Source organism: Streptomyces virginiae (genome assembly GCF_000720455.1).
Taxonomy (GTDB): Bacteria; Actinomycetota; Actinomycetes; order Streptomycetales; family Streptomycetaceae; genus Streptomyces; species Streptomyces virginiae.
Genome location: NZ_JOAK01000040.1, coordinates 1 through 16,204 on the forward strand (window position 1 = coordinate 1; position 16,204 = coordinate 16,204).

The 16,204-nt window shown below is 74.0% G+C and carries 17 protein-coding genes; 12 read left to right on the top strand and 5 right to left on the bottom strand.

The window, feature by feature from the left end:
- Positions 1-84 precede the first annotated feature (84 nt).
- The 4 genes from ureA to IG86_RS44060 all read right to left on the bottom strand — a co-directional run bounded on the left by ureA (position 85) and on the right by IG86_RS44060 (position 4,831).
- Entirely contained in the window at positions 85-798 is a 714-nt protein-coding gene (gene ureA, locus IG86_RS0134570; protein WP_037943534.1) for an urease subunit gamma, read from the bottom strand.
- 346 nt (positions 799-1,144) lie between these two features.
- On the bottom strand, positions 1,145-1,726 hold the full coding sequence (locus IG86_RS0134575) for a TetR/AcrR family transcriptional regulator (RefSeq protein WP_030832146.1): 582 nt from the start codon (positions 1,724-1,726) through the stop codon (positions 1,145-1,147).
- Between the two features lie 119 nt (positions 1,727-1,845).
- Positions 1,846-3,006 carry an agmatine deiminase family protein gene (locus IG86_RS0134580; RefSeq protein WP_030832149.1) on the bottom strand — a complete coding sequence of 387 codons (1,161 nt, stop codon included), beginning with the start codon at positions 3,004-3,006 and terminating at the stop codon, positions 1,846-1,848.
- A 94-nt stretch (positions 3,007-3,100) separates the two neighbouring features.
- The gene (locus IG86_RS44060) at positions 3,101-4,831 is read right to left on the bottom strand and encodes a serine/threonine-protein kinase (protein WP_051785565.1); all 1,731 of its coding nucleotides are present in this window, start codon (positions 4,829-4,831) and stop codon (positions 3,101-3,103) included.
- 111 nt (positions 4,832-4,942) lie between these two features.
- Between IG86_RS44060 and IG86_RS0134590 the strand changes: the two genes are divergently transcribed.
- The 12 genes from IG86_RS0134590 to IG86_RS0134645 all read left to right on the top strand — a co-directional run bounded on the left by IG86_RS0134590 (position 4,943) and on the right by IG86_RS0134645 (position 15,701).
- A complete protein-coding gene (locus IG86_RS0134590) occupies positions 4,943-5,557 on the top strand; it encodes a TetR/AcrR family transcriptional regulator (protein ID WP_030832154.1) in 615 nt (204 codons plus the stop codon).
- Between the two features lie 182 nt (positions 5,558-5,739).
- Positions 5,740-6,897: an agmatine deiminase family protein gene (locus IG86_RS0134595; protein ID WP_030902213.1), complete on the top strand. Its 1,158-nt coding sequence runs from the start codon at positions 5,740-5,742 to the stop codon at positions 6,895-6,897.
- A 70-nt stretch (positions 6,898-6,967) separates the two neighbouring features.
- Entirely contained in the window at positions 6,968-7,402 is a 435-nt protein-coding gene (locus IG86_RS0134600; RefSeq protein WP_030832160.1) for a VOC family protein, read from the top strand.
- Between the two features lie 577 nt (positions 7,403-7,979).
- Complete coding sequence (locus IG86_RS0134605; protein WP_030832163.1) at positions 7,980-8,840, top strand: CAP domain-containing protein; 861 nt, start codon at positions 7,980-7,982, stop codon at positions 8,838-8,840.
- A 189-nt stretch (positions 8,841-9,029) separates the two neighbouring features.
- Positions 9,030-9,587 carry a hypothetical protein gene (locus IG86_RS44825; protein ID WP_234316351.1) on the top strand — a complete coding sequence of 186 codons (558 nt, stop codon included), beginning with the start codon at positions 9,030-9,032 and terminating at the stop codon, positions 9,585-9,587.
- Positions 9,588-9,891: 304 nt separating this feature from the next.
- On the top strand, positions 9,892-10,671 hold the full coding sequence (locus tag IG86_RS40345; RefSeq protein ID WP_051785567.1) for a thioredoxin family protein: 780 nt from the start codon (positions 9,892-9,894) through the stop codon (positions 10,669-10,671).
- Positions 10,668-11,282, top strand: coding sequence for a TlpA family protein disulfide reductase (locus IG86_RS0134620; protein ID WP_037943536.1), 615 nt, complete (start codon positions 10,668-10,670; stop codon positions 11,280-11,282). The genes IG86_RS40345 and IG86_RS0134620 overlap by 4 nt, the downstream gene beginning before the upstream one ends.
- The gene (locus IG86_RS0134625) at positions 11,279-12,064 is read left to right on the top strand and encodes a cytochrome c biogenesis CcdA family protein (RefSeq protein WP_030902218.1); all 786 of its coding nucleotides are present in this window, start codon (positions 11,279-11,281) and stop codon (positions 12,062-12,064) included. The genes IG86_RS0134620 and IG86_RS0134625 overlap by 4 nt, the downstream gene beginning before the upstream one ends.
- 78 nt (positions 12,065-12,142) lie before the next feature.
- Positions 12,143-12,721 (top strand): hypothetical protein, encoded by a 579-nt coding sequence (locus IG86_RS0134630; protein ID WP_030832169.1) that lies wholly within the window; start codon positions 12,143-12,145, stop codon positions 12,719-12,721.
- Between the two features lie 235 nt (positions 12,722-12,956).
- Positions 12,957-13,532: an HPP family protein gene (locus tag IG86_RS0134635; protein WP_030832170.1), complete on the top strand. Its 576-nt coding sequence runs from the start codon at positions 12,957-12,959 to the stop codon at positions 13,530-13,532.
- 31 nt (positions 13,533-13,563) lie between these two features.
- Positions 13,564-14,289: a response regulator transcription factor gene (locus IG86_RS0134640; protein WP_030832172.1), complete on the top strand. Its 726-nt coding sequence runs from the start codon at positions 13,564-13,566 to the stop codon at positions 14,287-14,289.
- Complete coding sequence (locus IG86_RS0134645; RefSeq protein WP_030832174.1) at positions 14,286-15,701, top strand: HAMP domain-containing sensor histidine kinase; 1,416 nt, start codon at positions 14,286-14,288, stop codon at positions 15,699-15,701. Before IG86_RS0134640 ends, IG86_RS0134645 begins: the two co-directional genes overlap by 4 nt.
- Here IG86_RS0134645 and IG86_RS0134650 read toward each other — a convergent pair.
- Positions 15,698-16,159, bottom strand: a complete 462-nt coding sequence (locus IG86_RS0134650) for a MarR family winged helix-turn-helix transcriptional regulator (protein ID WP_030832177.1) — start codon at positions 16,157-16,159, stop codon at positions 15,698-15,700. The two genes, IG86_RS0134645 and IG86_RS0134650, sit on opposite strands and share 4 nt — an antisense overlap.
- Positions 16,160-16,204 lie beyond the last annotated feature (45 nt).

The following is a 16,204-nucleotide window of genomic DNA, read 5'->3' on the forward strand; positions in this document are numbered from 1 at the left end:
ACACCGCCGCGTACTCGTGCGGATCGATGTGCCGGCTGCCCGGCGCACAGTGCGCACTGTGATCGGTGTGCGGAGTCTGCCTGCTCATACCGTCCTCCCCTCCGGGCGGCCGTCCGTGCGGACACCCAGGTAGCCACAGGCCACCGCACGACGCAGGGCCTCCTCCTTCGCGCCGGGGGCGTCGAGCGGACCGTCGACCAGACCCGCGAAACCGATCGCGATCCGGTCGCCCCCGATGGGGACGAGGCCCACTTGGGCGGTGGAGCCGGGGTCGAAGCGGGTGGACGATCCGGCGGCGACGGCCAGGCGCATGCCGTAGGCCGCGCTGCGGTCGAAGTCCAGGCGCGGGTTCGCCTCGAAGAAGTGGAAGTGCGAGGTCACGCTCACCGGCACGTCCGCGGTGTTGCGCACGGAGAGGACCGACACCGGCGCGAGGGCCTCCACGGTGTCCGCTCCGGGGAGTACGGCGCCCGGCGCCCCGTCGTCGCGGGCGTGCGCCCCGAAGGGGTCGCCGACCGCCGCGAGGCGGGATCCGTCCTCGAAGACCGCCTCGACCATCACCTCGGTGACGATGTCGGCGACGCCCGGCAGGACGTCGTCCGGGCCCAGTACGCCGCGGCCCCGGTCGAGGGCGTCGGCGAGGCGGAGACCGTCGCGCGCGGCCTCGCAGACCGTGTCCGCGATCAGCGCGGTGGCCTCCGGGACGTTCAGCTTCAGTCCTCGTGCCCGGCGGGCCCGCGCCAGTTCCGCCGCGGTGAACAGGAGGAGCCGGTCACGTTCGGTGGGCGTCAGCGGCATGACGGCCACCGGGCTTCCGCCCGAGGGCTCCGGCCTGTCGAACCCTTCATGATCATTCCTTCCCCCGGAGGGCGGTGGGCGGCCGATGGGGCCACGAGTCCGCCGTCCGGGCGTGCGGGTGCGGGTGCGGGAGGCACCGGGAATCCTGGCGAGCAGATGAGGACCGGGAGCGGGGCCGGAACGGGACCCTGCGGAACTGCCGGCGGCTCGACCTGCGACTCACTGTGGCATTGACTGAAAATTCAGTCAATAGAGGGGGCAGCGAAAAGTCCCGGCCACCGAGGGATGGGATTCAGTCGCCCGAGAAAGCGGGTGCGGGACGCCGGAACGGGGGGCAGGGCAGGAATCAGCCCTGGCGGAGCCCGGCCAGTTCGGCGTCGATGGCGCCGCTCATGAGTTCCCGCGCATGACCGATCTTGATGCCGCCACTGAGCCACCGCATGCTGAGCCCCTCCAGCAGGGCGGTGAGCCGCTCCGCGGCGGCGGCGAGCGACGACGCCGGCGCCATCGGCTGGACCTGGCCCAACAGCGCGGCGACCTCCTGGACCCACACCAGGGTGGCCCGGGCCAGGTCCTCGCGCAGGACCTCGTCGAAGACGGCGCTCGCCCGAAGTTCGCCCCAGGCCGAGCTGTTCTCCCGTACCTCCACGGTGTCCTGGAGCTCCAGCAGCAGCGTCTCCTCCAGCTCCTCCCGGGGGGTGAGCGGCGGGCCGTCCGGGTCGCGGTCCGTGGTGTAGCGCTCGGCGCGGTCGTTGATGAACTCGAGGGTCTGGCGCAGGACCCCGGTGCGGTCCTTGAAGTGGTAGTAGATCAGGGCGGTGGACACGCCCGCCTCGGCCGCGAGTTCCTCCACGCGCAGCCCGCGGACCCCGCGCCGGGCGATCACCCGGGCGGCCGCTTCCAGGATCTGAGTGCTGCGAGACGCCATGGACCGCACCTTACCGGGGCGTTCCGGCGCCGGCGTACGCGGCCCGTCGTCGGGCCCACGGGCCGGGGCGGGCCGCGCGGGCGGGGTGGGCGCGGCGAGCGGGCCGGGCGCGGCGGCCATCAGGCCGCGGGCGGGACGGCCGGGTGGGACTGGGTGGCGCAGTGGATGCCGCCGCCCCCGGCCGCGATGTTGTCGATGGCGAGCTGGACCACCTGCCGGTCGGGGTAGGCGGCCTGGAGGATGGCGTACGCCAGGCCGTCGGCCCGGCCGTCGCCGAACTGCGGCGCGATGACCGCACCGTTCGCGGTGTAGTAGTTCGTGTAGCTGGAGAGGAAGTCGGCGCCCCTGCCGCGGATGCGATCCCGGTCGGGTCCGGGGAGTTCCGTGACGGCGAGGCGGCGGCCGCGGGCGTCCGTGGCGCTCTCCAGGACCCGTTTGGTCTCCTCGTGGACGGCGACCCATTTGCGGTCCGCGCCCGCCCCGGGCCGGTCCAGGATGACGCGCCCCGGGGAGGAGAACCGGGCCAGGCAGTCGATGTGGCAGTCGGTGATGTCCTGGCCCGCCAGGCCCGGCACCCAGATCACCTTGTCGATGCCGAGGGCGCTCTTCACCGCCTGCTCGACCTGCTCCCGGCTCATGCCCGGGTTGCGGTTGGGGTTGACCAGCGAGCTGACGGTGGCCAGCAGGGTTCCCTCACCGTCGGTCTCCAGCGAGCCGCCCTCGCCGACGAATCCGGCCCGGATCCGCCCCACCCCGTACTCGTCGAGGAGGATGCCGGCGGCCGCCGCGTCATTGGCGAAGGGCTGGGCGTAGGCCGTACCGGTCTTGCCCCAGCCGTTGAAGTTGGTGTCCACGCCGGCGACGGCCCCGGGGCCGACGACGAAGGTGGGGCCGAAGTCGCGGATCCACAGGTCGTCGTTGGCGATCTCGATGACGTCGATGGCGTGGCGGGCGCCGCGGCCGCAGCGGTACCGGGCGTCGGCAGCCTGGCCGGGCCGGGCCAGCATCACGACCGGCTCGAAGCGCGATATCTCGTACGCGACGTCGGCGATGTCGCCGCGCACCGCGTCGAGCCTGTCCCCCCACACCGCCGTGAGGGCGGGCCAGGCCATGTAGGTACGGAGGTGGCGCTCGCTCTCCTCCGGCATCCGCAGGGTCGCGGCGCCCGGGGCGGGTGCCGCGCAGGCGGTGGAGGGGAGGGCCGGTCCGAGGGCGGCGAGCGGCAGGGCGGCCGCGCCCCACCGGAGCAATCGGCGGCGGGTGGTGCGGGACGTGTCCATGGGTCCTCCTGAGGGGAAGAGGCGGAATGACTCGGCATCCTTGCGTTAACTGAAAATTCAGTCAAGCCGGGGATCGAGTGAAAGTGGGGTCGGTTCAGCTCCGGCGGTACTGGTCCGCGACGATCGTGACCGAGCCGTCGGCGCCTGCTTCGACGAGTCGCACGATCGCGATCTCGCCACGGTCCGGGCTGCGCACGCAGAACGGCCGCTCCTTGCCGAGCGCGCCGAACGGCAGCGCGGCGGCCGGCCGCGTCTCGATGCCGCGCACGCACGCGGCCACCGTCAGGTCCCCGGCCTCGGCCACGAAGGCGTCCGAGTCCTCGGACGGCAGGAACGCCCGGCCGTCGCGCGCCAGGTACCAGGCGGCCGTCTCCGCGGCCACCACCTTCCCCGCCTTCAGGTCGAACTCGTAGCCGGAGTCGGGGGCGGTGAGCTCGGCCCGGACGTACCCGGGCACATAGCCGGAGGTGGATTCCGCGGCGGAGGGGGAACGGGAGGCGGAGGTGGAGCCGGAGGCCGCCGGCGGGTCGGACGGGGTGGCGGAACGCCCGCCGGGGCCGGCCTCGTCCCCGGCGGGGCCGTCCAGGTAGTACACGGCTCCCGCGCAGGCCAGCAGGGTCGCGGCCACCGCGACGGCGGTCGTGGGCAGGAGCCGCCGCCCGCGCCCCCGCGTCCGGCGGCCCGACCGGGACCCGCCGCCCGGAGCAAGCGGAACCGCCGGCCCGGCGGGGCCCGGCTTGGCGGGGCCCGGCGCGGCGGGGCCCGGCGCGGCGGGGCCCGGCGCGGCGGGGCCCGGCGCGGCGGGGCCCGGCTTGGCGAGGGCGGCCACCTCCGCGACGGTCGGGGCATGGAGCCCGTCGGCGGGCCGGGCCGCCCCCGTCGCCCGGTCATGGACCGGGGCGGACGGCCCGGCGCACACCGGGCCCCCGACCTCTTCCCGGACCGGGCCGGGCAGCCAGCCCTCGGTGAACTCCGGCCGGGGGCCCACTTCGGGATGCGCGTGCACGGACGCGATCAGCTCGACGGTCGCGGGGCGGTCCCCCGGGCGCTTGGCCAGGCACCACGAGATCAGGTCGTGCAGGTCAGGGGGGACGCGGGTGAGATCGGGGTGCTCGTGGACCACCCGGTACAGGGCGCCGGACTCGGGCCCGTTGCCGAAGGGCGGCGCCCCGCCCGCCACGTACGCGGCGAGCGCACCGAGCGCGAAGACGTCGGTGGCGGGTGTCACCTGGAGGCCCAGCGCCTGCTCGGGGGCCATGAACGCGGCGGTGCCGATCCGCAGTCCCGTGCCGGTGAGCGCGGCCGCGTCGGCCGCGCGCGCGATGCCGAAGTCGATCACCCGCGGGCCGTCCCCGGCCACCAGCACGTTGGCGGGCTTGAGGTCGCGGTGGACCACGCCCGCCCGGTGGATGGCCTGGAGCGCCTCGGCGATGCCGGCGACGAGGAGCAGCACCGTGCGCGTCGGCAGCGGCCCGTGCCGTCGCACCACCTCGTGCAGCGACGGGCCGGGCACGTAGGCGGTGGCGAGCCACGGCGTGCGGTCGTCCACCCCGGAGTCGACCACCTGGGCCGTGAACAGGCCGTGGATCCGGCGGGCGCTCGCCACCTCCTGCGCGAACCGTTCGCGGAACTCCGGATCCGCGGCGAACTCCCTGCGGACGGCCTTCAGCGCGATGGGACGGCCACCGGGCGTGTACGCCAGGTAGACCACCCCCATGCCGCCGGCTCCGAGGCGGGCGTGGAGGCGGTAGCCGCCGATCTCGTACGGGTCGTCGGCGGCCAGCGCCGTGGGGGCGGGCTGGGCTCCGGGATGGTGCTCGGACATGCGGTTGCTCTTTCAACGATGCGGCAGTGACCTGCGCGCATCGTGCCGCTAACTAAAGTTTCAGTCAATGTGTGACAATGCGAGACGCACTCGGCCAGGAGGGATCACACAGTGACCGACCGCAGAACAGAAATCCTCACCGGCGCCGCGCGCGTCATCGCACGTCAGGGCGTCCGGGGGCTGCGGGTGGCGGACCTGGCGGCCGAGGCCGGCGTGTCCACCTCCTTGATCTACTACCACTTCAAGGACCGGGCAGGCATCCTGCGGCACGCCCTGGCGTTCATCGGCGACCGGGCGGACCGCTACACCGCCGCGGAGGCGGAGGCGGAGCGGGGCGCGGAGGCGGCGGGCGGTCCGTCCGGCCCGCGGCAGCTGCTGGAGCGGACCCTGCTGCTGGAGTTCCAGGACCTGCCCGAGGTGCGCGAGAACAGTACGGCCTGGGGCGAGCTGCGGGCCCACTCCGTCTTCGACCCGGAGCTGCGGGAGGAACTCGCCGCCGCGGGCACGGCCTGGGCGGCCGAGGTCGCGGGCCGTCTCGCCGAGCTGTGCCCGGCCGCACCGCCCGGCGCCGTCACCGCCGCGGCGGAGCGGCTGACGGCGCTCCTGGAGGGGCTCAGCGTCCGCTGGCTCAGCGGCCTGCTCCCCCTCACGCACGCCCGCAACCTGGTGCGCGAGGCGATCGGCGTGGAAGCGAGCCGACTGGGTTCTCCCCTCGACGTGAATTGACTGAAATTCCAGTCAGTGTCAGAGTGGCGACACGAGGCCGCATCACTTCTCCGTGCAGAGCGGCCGTTCGCGGTGCGGAGCGCGCACCCTTGTCCGTAGGGCCCGGTTTGTCGGCCTATGTGACACTCGCGCCCGCCCTGGCCGGATGCACCCCTTCCGCCAGCCCACGATCGGAGTTCCCCGTGTCCTTCCTTCCCCCCACCCGCCGGACCGTCCTTCGCACCATCGCCGGAATCGGCGCGGTCGTCGCGGGCGCCTCGGCCTGCGGCCCGTCCGCAGTCGGAGTACAGCCCGAGGCCACGAAGGGATCCGCCCCCGCGGCCGACGGGCGCCGCCTCGGTGCAGAGTGGGAGAGCCACACCCGCACCTTCATGGCCTGGCCGGCGCTGGCCGCCGGAGTGTGGGAGCAGGACCTGCGCTACGTGCGCGAGGACATCGCGCGGATCGCGCGGGCGGTCGGCAAGTACGAGGCCGTCGTCATGATGGCCCGCCCCGACCAGGTGGCCGCGGCCCAGCGGGCCTGCGGCAACGACGTCGAGGTCATCCCGCTCGCGGTGGACGACCTGTGGGCCCGCGACACCGTCCCCGTCTTCGTCGAGGAGGGCGGCAAGGTCGTCGGGGTCGACTTCAACTTCAACGGCTGGGGCGGCAAGCAGGAGCACGCGAACGACGGGGCGGTCGCCCGGGCCGTCCTCCAGAAGTACGGGATCCCCCGCGTCCAGGCGCCGCTGGTCGCCGAGGGCGGTTCCTTCGAGACGGACGGTGAGGGCACCCTGCTGGTCACCGAGAGCTCGATCGTCAACGACAACCGCAACCGGGGCAAGACCCGGGACGTGATCGAGGCGGAGCTCAAGCAGACCCTGGGCGTCCAGAAGGTCGTCTGGCTGGCCGGCGTCCGCGGTGAGGACATCACCGACGCCCACGTGGACAGCCTCGTACGGTTCGCCGCCCCCGGTGTCGTCCTGCTCGACCGCGCGCACCCCAGCACCCCGGCGGACTCGTGGTCGCGCTCCGCCGACCAGGCGAAGGCCGTCCTGTCGAAGGCGACGGACGCCCGCGGCCGGCGCTTCGAGGTGATCGACCTGCCGCAGCCCGACCTGAACGGGATCACGGGCGAGGGCGACGACTTCGTGTCGACCTACGCCAACTTCTACATCGCGAACGACGCCGTGTTCATGCCCCAGTTCGGTGACCGCAAGGCCGACGACCGGGCCCGCGGCATCCTCCAGGAGCACTTCCCCAAGCGGGACATCGTGCCCGTCGCCATCGACACCATCGCCTCGGGCGGCGGCGGCATCCACTGCTCGACGCACGACCAGCCGGGCAAGCCCGCGGCTTGACCGGGCCGAAGGTGTCGCGTCCCGCCGCCGGTTGCGGGCCCGCCCGGCCGTCACGCGTTACGGTGGCGGGATGGAACAGCGGATCAGCCTGGTCACCCTGGGGGTCGCGGACCTCGCCCGCGCGAAGCGCTTCTACGCGGCGCTCGGCTGGCGCGGCACCGAGGTCGAGGAGACGGTGTTCCACCAGGCGGGCGGTCTGGCCCTGGTCCTCTGGGACCGCGGGAAGCTGGCCGCCGACTGCGGCCTACCGGACGCCCCGCCGGCCGGCTTCGGCGGGATCGCCCTGGCCCACAACGTGCGCGCCGACGCCGAGGTGGACGCCGTGCTCGCCGCGGCCGCCGCGGCGGGCGGCACCGTCACCCGCCCGGCCGCCGTCAATGCGATCGGCTTCTACTCGGGCGTCTTCACCGACCCCGACGGCCACGCCTGGGAGATCGCCAACAACCCCGGCTTCACCCTGACCGAGGACGGCTCCCTGGTCCTGCCCGACTTCGGCGCGCCGTGACGAGACCTGGACGCCGCTCTGCACCGTCGTCGTGCCGCGGGCCGGTCGGAGCCGTGGTGCCTGAACGAGGACCGGTTCAACGCGGCTGGGGCGACCGGCACCGCCTTCGCCGGCCCCGAAGGGTGCGCGGTAGATGAATTCGCCTTGTACGGACGGATCGCAGGAGGCCAGGGTGCGGATCTGGAACAGGTGCCCCCGGGCCGGTTCTCCACCCACGATGCCGAAGTCGGTGCTCGGGCGGAAGCCGAACCGCCCGTGGGTACGCAGAGCATGGCCGATGATCGCGCCGTGTGGCCCGCCGGCCGCCCTGACCTGCGCGGCCGCTTGCAGACGCCCCGCCAGTTGCCGCACAGAACGCGGAGATGGGCCTGCTCGTGCTGCTCGGGGAAGCCGGTCGTGTTCCTCCGGGCTTGCGCCAGGGGGGAGTTGGGGCGATTGCCCGACTCATCCCTGTGTTGACCCTGCGGGTTTCCTTAAGGGAACTTGAAGAAGACCTCCAGGAGGCGATTCGGGCTGGTCACGGGCCTAGGCTCGGCCGGAGTCCCCTCCTCCCCTTCTCTTGCGAGGTGTTACCGGCATGAGCCGCAGCCGAACTCCCGAAACGCAGACCCGCGTCGAGGCCCGGCGGAAGAAGACGGTGCGCACGCGCATCGTGCTGTCCGTCACCGCGGCCGCCGCGGTGGTGGCGGTGGGGGTCGCGGTGGCCGACTCCGGCGATGACGCGCGGACCGACCGGCGGGCCGACGGCGCCGCCGGCGCGTCCTCCGGGACGGGCGCGGGGACGGCGACCCCGACCCCCGACGCCGCCACGCCCACCACCGACGCCACGGTCTCGACCAACGCCAGCGCGTCCGCGTCGCCCGATGCCGGGGCCTCGGCGTCGGCGACGCCCACGGACCCCGCGACGGAACAGAGCAGCAGCCCGGCCACGTCGGACTCCTCCCCCGCCGCCAAGCCCCCGAAGAAGCCCGCCACAACCTCCGGCGGCGGTTCCGGCGGCTCGGGCGGTTCGGGCGGGGGCGGCAGCACGGGCGGGGGCGGCGGCACCGTCAACGGCGACGCCGAGTCCGCCGTGCTCGCCCTGGTCAACAAGGAGCGGGCGGCCGCCGGGTGCGGCGCGCTGACCACCAACGCCAAGCTGAGCGCCGCCGCGCGGGGCTACAGCGACACCATGGCCCGAGCCGGTGTCATGTCGCACACCGGGCCGGACGGGTCCACCATGACGAGCCGCGTGGAGGCCGCCGGCTACAAGTGGTCCAACCTGGGCGAGAACATAGCCCGTGGGCAGGCCGACGCGGACGCCGTCATGAAGGCGTGGATGAACAGCCCCGGCCACCGGGCCAACATCCTCAACTGCGCCTTCAAGGAGATCGGCATAGGTGTCCACAAGGGCGACGGCGGCCCGTGGTGGACCCAGAACTTCGGCGCCTCGAGGTAACCGACCTCCCACACAGGGGACATCCGGGGCGAATGCCCCCTGTCCTCCCCTGTCCCCCTGAACCACCCCCCACAGCCACGTCCTCCCACCCGTCCGCGGGTGGGAGGACGTCGGCGTTCGCCCGCCGGGCCGGGGCCGTTTCGGGGGAGCCGGTGACAGACCGGCCGGAGCGTCGGACACTATGGGGCCGTGCCCCGAACTCCGCGCTACCTGCTCATATGGCTGTCGTGCACGGCCGCCAGCGTGACCGCCGTGCTCGCCACGGTCCAGTTCGTGGTCGGCTCGACCCGGCATACGCCCCCGGTCGCACGGTCCGCCCCGACGGTCATCGACACGCCTCCCGCCTGGCAGGCGGGGAGCCCGCCGGCGGACACGCCGTCCCCGACCGTCTCCGCCAGCCCCTCTCCGACGGCCTCGCAGCGGCCCTCCCCCACGACGGCGGCACCCACGCCCGTCAAGGCCACGTCGGGCGCACCGAGGACCGCCGCGCCGCGCAACGTCGACTGCGAGGAGGGCGGAGCGGGCCTGTACACCGTCCCCTCGCAGGGCGGCAAGGTGACGGTGCGGTACGGGAGCCGCGGCGTGTGCCTGATCTCCGCGATCCCCAGCCGCGGCTTCAAGACCTCCACGTCGCAGACCTCGGACAGCACCCTCACGGTCACGTTCTCGAGCGCCGATCACCGGTCGGTCATCACGGCGACGATCGATCCGGGAGCGAAGGCCAGCGTCCGCGAATCGTCCTTCTGAGGTCTTCGCGCGCCAACCCCTCCCGCCGACCCTGCCGTTACGACCGGTACGAGCGATCTGTCGCGTTCCGGCACAGCTCCGGCGAAGCGGAAGGTGAGCTCTTCCTTAGGGCAAGCTCAAGATCACGCCGACAGGCTTCCGCAGGCCCCGAGCGGTCCTATGCTCGCCTCAGCCGAGCGGCCTTCGGCTCCGGGGCACGACGCCCCCGCGCATCGACGGGCCGCCGTTTCACCGAGCCGGAGGGCGCTTCGCCCCTCCCGCAGTCCGAACCGTGCCCTGGGGTGTCTTCGCCATGAGTTCTCGCATGCTCCGACCCGTCCGCGCCGACCGCGCCGACAGCGCCGACCGCCGTACCGCGTCGCCCCGCTCGGCAGCGCTCCTGGGACGCCGGCTGCCGCTGGTCGCCGCGGCCGTCGTCGCGGCGGGCCTGACCGCAGCCTGCGGACCGTCCTCCGAGCCCGCCGGCTCCGCCGCCGCGGCCACGGCCGGCCAGTCCTCGCAGGCCTTCCCCTCGGAGTCGGCAACGGCCTCCGCCGAGGCGTCCCCGACCGCGTCGGCCTCGCCGTCCGCGTCGGCCTCCTCCTCGGCCTCCTACTCGCCGACCCCCTCGCGGGCACCGTCCGGCTCCACCTCGTCCGCCGGGGGCTCCGCCAAGCCGGCCCGTACGTCCGCCGCGCCCGCGCCGGCCAAGGTCCCCGGCCCCGGCTACGACAGCTCGGCCGACGCGCAGAAGCTGATCGACGCGGCGCTGCGCTCGGCCAAGGCCGACGGGCGGATGGTGCTGCTCGACTTCGGCGCGAACTGGTGCGGCAACTGCAAGGCCGCCGACAAGGTGTTCGCCCAGTCGCAGACCGCCGGGATCCTCGGGGCCTCGTACCACCTGGTCAAGGTGGACATCGGCGGCAACAGTTCCGCCAACTCCGCGCTCCTGCGCAAGTACAGCCCCTCGGGCGGCACCTACACGATGCCCGTCCTGGTCGTCGTCTCGCCGTCCGGCACGGTGCGCACCGACACCCACGTCACGGGCAACCCGTCGCTGACCTCGGAGGGCATCAACTCCTTCCTGCGCAAGTGGGCGTCGTGAGACGACCGGTACGGGCGTCCGTCGTCGTCCCGGCCGGTACCGGCCTCGCGGTGGCGGCCGTGCTGGCCGTCGCCGGGATCTGCACGGACGACGGCTCCGCCGCCGGGTCCGCGGCCGGAGGGCCCGGTGCGGTCCGCGCCGCGGCCGGGGCGACGGTGATGGACCCCGGCTCCCGGCAGGACGCACCCGCCCTGGCCGGAGCCGACCTGGAGGGGGAGCGGGTCGCGCTCGGCGACTTCCGCGGCCAGGTCGTCGTACTGAACGCCTGGGGCTCCTGGTGCGGTCCGTGCCGTACGGAGGCGGACGACCTGGAGCGGCTCAGCCGGCAGACGCGGGCCGACGGGGTCCGGTTCCTCGGGATCAACACCCGGGACCGGGACCGGGCGGCCGCCCGGTCCTTCGTGCGCGCCCACGACATGACGTTCCCGAGCCTTCACGACCCCGACGGCGAACTCCTGCTCCGGTTCCCGCCCTCCCTGGTCAACCCGCAGGCGATCCCCTCCACGCTCGTGATCGACCGTCGCGGGCGCGTCGCGGCCGCCATCGGGGGCGCCGTCACCGACGAACAGCTGCGGCCCCTGCTCGCACGCGTCCTGCAGGAGGAGTCGTGACGGCGGCCGCCGCGCAATGGACGCTCGCCGTCGCGGACGCGTCCTCCCTCATCAACAGAACGCTCGCGATCGCGGCTCCCGTGGCGTTCGTCGCCGGACTCGTCTCCTTCCTCTCGCCGTGCGTGCTGCCGCTCGTACCGGGCTACCTCAGCTACGTGACCAGCCTGTCGGTCGCCGACCTGGCGGACGCGCGCGGCGGGCGACGCAGCCGGATGGCGACCGGCGCGCTGCTGTTCGTGCTGGGCTTCACCGCGGTCCTCGTCTCCGGCGGCGCCCTGTTCGGGTACTTCGGCAGGAGCCTGCTGGCGCACCAGGAGACGGTCACCACGGTGCTCGGTGTCCTCACGGTGCTCATGGGGCTGTCCTTCATGGGCTTCCTGCCGGGCTTCACGCAGCGGGAGTTCCGCAGCCACCGGCGTCCCGCGCTGGGGCTCGCGGGGGCCCCGGCCCTCGGCGCGGTGTTCGCGGTCGGCTGGACCCCGTGCATCGGGCCGACGCTGGCCGCCGTGCAGGCCCTCGCCTGGACCGAGGCGAGCGCGGTCCGCGGGGCGCTGCTGATGGCCGCGTACTGCCTGGGACTGGGGCTGCCGTTCGTCCTGGCCGCGCTGGCCTTCCGCCGGGCGCTGGGCGCCTTCGGCCTGGTCAAGCGCCACTACCCGTGGGTGCTGCGGACCGGGGGCGGCATGCTCGTCCTGGTCGGCGTCCTGCTCGCCACCGGGGTGTGGAACGACATGGTCTACACGCTGCAGCTGTGGAGCGCGAGCTTCAGCACGGCCCTGTAGACGGCCCTCCAGACCGCCCTCCGGGTCCCGTCGACCCGCTTCGAACCGATCCCGCAACGCAGAGGCACAGAGGCACAGATGACGATTTCCTTGTATGTACGGCATTCCCGGAAGGCACGCGTCGCGGCGGCCCTCCTCTCCCTGGCCGCGCTCTCGGCATGCGGCGGGCAGCCCGCCGCGGACGCCGCCGGCTCCGGCCCGAGCCCCGCACCCACGACGCGCTTCTCCGAGAACGGGGTCACCGTCACGCTGTCGGTGTCCGACTGGAAGGCCTCTGAGGGCACCCTCACTGCGGTCTTCACGCCCGAGGCCAAGGGCTTCCACCTCTACAGCACCGACCTGCCGGCCACCGGCATCGAGGGGGTCGGCCGGCCGACCGCGGTGGGGGTCACCGGTGCCCTCAAGGCGGAGGGCAGGCTGAAGGCGGCCGCGGAGGTGCGGTCGATCAGCGTGCCCGGTGTCGACGCGCCGGTCCCCGTCTACCCGGACGGCCCGGTCACCACGACGCTGCCCGTCCGCGCCGACGGGAACGGGGAGGCGACGGTACTGGTCGGCTATGCGAGCTGCAGCACGCGGGACGGCTGCACCATTCCGGTGTCCGACCACCCCGTGCGGCTGCGCGTCACCGGTGACGGCCCGGCGTTCGAGGCTCCGTGACGGGCGTCCGGACCGGCACGGTGCGGCGTGGAGCGGACCCGGCGGCTGCCCGGTTCGGGCGGCTTCGTATGATCCAGGGGGTTCACGGCCGCCCCCACTCCGGGCCGCCGCGCACCGGACCCGCCGGCCGCCCACCCGCCGATCGCGCGGGCCTGCCGGGCGATCCCGCCCTCCCCGCCGTTCACCGCCGGACGGACGCATGCCCGCCGGCCCTGCCCCGAAGACGCCATCCCCCTTGAGCACCGACCAGATCGCCCCCGAGCGCGAGCAGGCGCAGCCGGCGCGGCCCCGCACGCGCACGGCCGCGCGCACCAGGATCCCGTCGCGCCTCGTGGGACGCGCCCCCGCTCCGGCGCCGGGTACCGTCCTGCACAGCGTCAGCGGTGCCACCGCCGTCATGCTGGGCCTGGTGGCCATCGGGGCCGTTCTCCACGAACCCGTCCTGATACCCCCGCTGGCCGCGTCCGCGGCGATCGTGCACAGCGTGCCCGGTCTGCCGCTGGCCCAGCCCCGCAGCGTGATCGCCGGCCACCTGCTGTGCGCCGCCGTCGGTTACGCGGGGCTCGCCGCCTTCGGCAGCTCGCCCTGGGTGGCGGCCGTCGCGGCCGGGCTGGCGCTCGCGGTGATGACCCTGGCCAGGACCCCGCACTCCCCCGCCTGCGCCACCGCCGTGGTCATCGTCCTGCGGACGCCGGATCCGCGTACCTTCGTACCGCTCCTGGCGGGAGCGGCCCTGCTGATCGTCCTCGCGGGCTGCGCCCTCTCGCGCGCCCGCCGCACCGGAACCCGCTATCCGCAGTACTGGTGGTGAGCCCCGGCGCGCCGACCCCTAAGGTGTCCGCATGCCGAGCGTCCTGGTCGTGGAAGACGACCCCAGCATCCGCCAGTCCCTGATCGAGGTCCTGACGGAACACGGGTATGCCGTGCGCAGCGCCGCCGACGGGTTCGGCGCCCTGCGCGAGGTCACCCAGACGCCGGTCGACGCCGTGGTCCTCGACCTGGGGCTGCCCGATCTGGACGGAGGGGACGCGCTGCGCATGATCCGGGGCATATCCTCCGTGCCCGTCCTGGTGGCCACCGCCCGCGACGACGAGTCCGAGATCATCAAGATCCTGAACGCGGGCGCGGACGACTACCTGGTCAAGCCCTTCTCCGGCGGGCAGCTCGTCGCACGCCTCTCCGCGGTCCTGCGGCGCACCAGCCACGTCCCGCCCGCCGGAGCCGCCGCCGCGGGCGCACCGGTCGCCGCGGCGGCCGAACCGCTGCGGGCCACCGTCGTGGGCGAGCTGGCGGTGGACCCCGGTGCGCGCACCGCGTACCTGGCCGGGCGGGAGCTGCGCCTGACCCGCCGGGAGTTCGACCTCCTGGCGTTCCTCGCCCACCATTCGGGGCAGGTCGTCTCCAAACGCCGGCTGCTGACCGAGGTCTGGCGGGAGCCGTACGTGGACGACCAGACCGTCGACGTGCACCTGTCGTCGCTGCGGCGCAAGCTCGGTGAACGCGCGGCGGCCCCGCGCTATCTGCTGACCGTGCGGGGCGTCGGCATCAAACTGGTGGCTCCGCGTTGAGGCGCTCCCTGGCCGGAGTGGCCCTCGCGGTGACCTCCATGGTCGCCCTCTCCTTCCTGATACCGCTGGCCCTGCTGGTGATGTCTTTGGTCAAGGAGCAGGGCGTCAACGCGGCCGAGCAGCGGGCCGCCGCCCTGGCCCCCGTCCTCACCCTGACCACGGACCCGTACGCGCTGCGGGAGTCGGCCGCGAGCCTGGACGCGGCCGAGCACCTGGTCGTCCACCTGCCCGGCTCGGGGGCACTCGGCACGTCCAAGGCCCCGGCGGCGCTGCTCGAACGGGCCCAGCAGGGTCGCGAGTCCATCTCCCAGGAGATCCCGAACGGCTGGATCTGCCTGCAGCCGGTGGTGCTCCCCGGTGACCAGGTCGCCGTCATCGAGAACTTCGTCCCCGAGGCGGAACTCACCCGCGGCGTGAAGGAATCGTGGGCGGTGATGCTCTTCCTCGCCGTGGGGCTGGTCGGCGGTTCCGTCCTGGTCGCCGACCGCCTCGGCGCGAAGGTCGTCCGGTCCTCGAAGCGGCTGGCCCAGGCGTCGCAGGCGCTGGGCCAGGGCGATCTGGACACGCGGGTGGACCCCATGGGCCCCCGGGAGCTGCGCGACGCGGGCATCGCCTTCAACGCGATGGCCCACCGGATGACCGAGCTGCTCGCCGTCGAACGCGAACTCGTCGCCGATCTGTCCCACCGGCTGCGGACCCCGCTGACCGCCCTGCACCTGGCGTCGGAGCGGATGGCCGGCACGCCGGAGTCGGCCAGGGTGGAGGCCGCGGTCGGCGAGCTGGAGACGGAGCTCCAGGCGATCATCGCCGCGGCGCGCACCCCGCTGGCCGTGGGCCCCATGGGACAGGGCCTGCTCGGTACGGAACCGGCCGCGGGCCGGGCGTCGGCCGGTACGGGGGCCTCCGGCCCGCGCTGCGAGGCGGCCGACGTGGTGCGCCGCCGCACGGCCTTCTGGTCGGTGCTGGCGGAACAGCAGAACCGGTGCTGCACCCTCGACCTGACCCAGGAACCGACGGCCGTCAGCCTCTCCGACGACGACATCGCCGCCGTCGTGGACGCGCTGATCGGCAACATCTTCCGGCACACCGCGCCGGGGACCCCGTTCGGCGTCCAGGTGGTGCGCACGGCGCAGGCAGTGGAACTGGTCGTGGAGGACGGCGGCCCCGGCATCCCCGAACCGGACCGGGCCCTGTCCCGCGGGAGCAGCACCGGGTCCACCGGACTGGGCCTCGACATCGCGCAGCGGGCGGCGACGGCCACGGGCGGCTCCATGCGCATCACCCGCGGCCCGCTGGGGGGCGCGCACATCACGGTGACGTTTTCACTGGCGGCGTCGGCCCCGTCCGGCCGCAGGCTCCGCAGACCTCGCACGTCGTCCCGCCGCCGCCCGGCCTGGGCCCGCGGCCGCTAGCCAGCGTTCTTGGCGGCCTTGAGTTTGCGCCAGACCCTGCCGAGGGCCTCCAGGTCGTCCGCGTCGAGGAGGTCGGTGAAGACCGGGGCCAGGGCCTCGCGACGGGTGGCGTCGGCCTCGGCGAAGAGGGTGCGACCGGCCGGGGTGAGCGAGACCTCCACCGAGCGGGCGTCGCGCGCCGACGGGGTACGGGTCACCAGGCCCCGGCTCTGCAGGGCGTCGACGACCCGGGAGACCTGGCTGCGGCTGAGCAGGGTGCTGTTCCCGAGGACGGAGGCGGGCACCGGCTCGGGGCTGGAGGCCAGCCACAGCATGACCTCGAACCAGGACACGGGCAGGTCGTGTGCCTTGACGAGGACCTTGTCCACGCGGTCCGTCATCGTCGTGCCGGCCCAGACCAGCCCGTAGAAGGCGTAGTCGGCCGCCGGCATCTCGGCTTCTGTGAGCTTCTTCGGCATGTCGCACAGTCTAGAGGTTGCGTGCACACGCACATAACCTTAAAG

What these genes read in the sequence shown, in the direction of transcription:
- IG86_RS0134650 (WP_030832177.1), bottom strand. Translation starts at nt 16,159, where the DNA reads ATGCCGAAGAAGCTCACAGAAGCCGAGATGCCGGCGGCCGACTACGCC.
- IG86_RS0134630 (WP_030832169.1), top strand. Translation starts at nt 12,143, where the DNA reads ATGACGATTTCCTTGTATGTACGGCATTCCCGGAAGGCACGCGTCGCG.
- ureA (WP_037943534.1), bottom strand. Translation starts at nt 798, where the DNA reads ATGCCGCTGACGCCCACCGAACGTGACCGGCTCCTCCTGTTCACCGCG.
- IG86_RS0134575 (WP_030832146.1), bottom strand. Translation starts at nt 1,726, where the DNA reads ATGGCGTCTCGCAGCACTCAGATCCTGGAAGCGGCCGCCCGGGTGATC.
- IG86_RS0134580 (WP_030832149.1), bottom strand. Translation starts at nt 3,006, where the DNA reads ATGGACACGTCCCGCACCACCCGCCGCCGATTGCTCCGGTGGGGCGCG.
- IG86_RS44060 (WP_051785565.1), bottom strand. Translation starts at nt 4,831, where the DNA reads ATGTCCGAGCACCATCCCGGAGCCCAGCCCGCCCCCACGGCGCTGGCC.
- IG86_RS40345 (WP_051785567.1), top strand. Translation starts at nt 9,892, where the DNA reads ATGCTCCGACCCGTCCGCGCCGACCGCGCCGACAGCGCCGACCGCCGT.
- IG86_RS0134640 (WP_030832172.1), top strand. Translation starts at nt 13,564, where the DNA reads ATGCCGAGCGTCCTGGTCGTGGAAGACGACCCCAGCATCCGCCAGTCC.
- IG86_RS0134600 (WP_030832160.1), top strand. Translation starts at nt 6,968, where the DNA reads ATGGAACAGCGGATCAGCCTGGTCACCCTGGGGGTCGCGGACCTCGCC.
- IG86_RS0134605 (WP_030832163.1), top strand. Translation starts at nt 7,980, where the DNA reads ATGAGCCGCAGCCGAACTCCCGAAACGCAGACCCGCGTCGAGGCCCGG.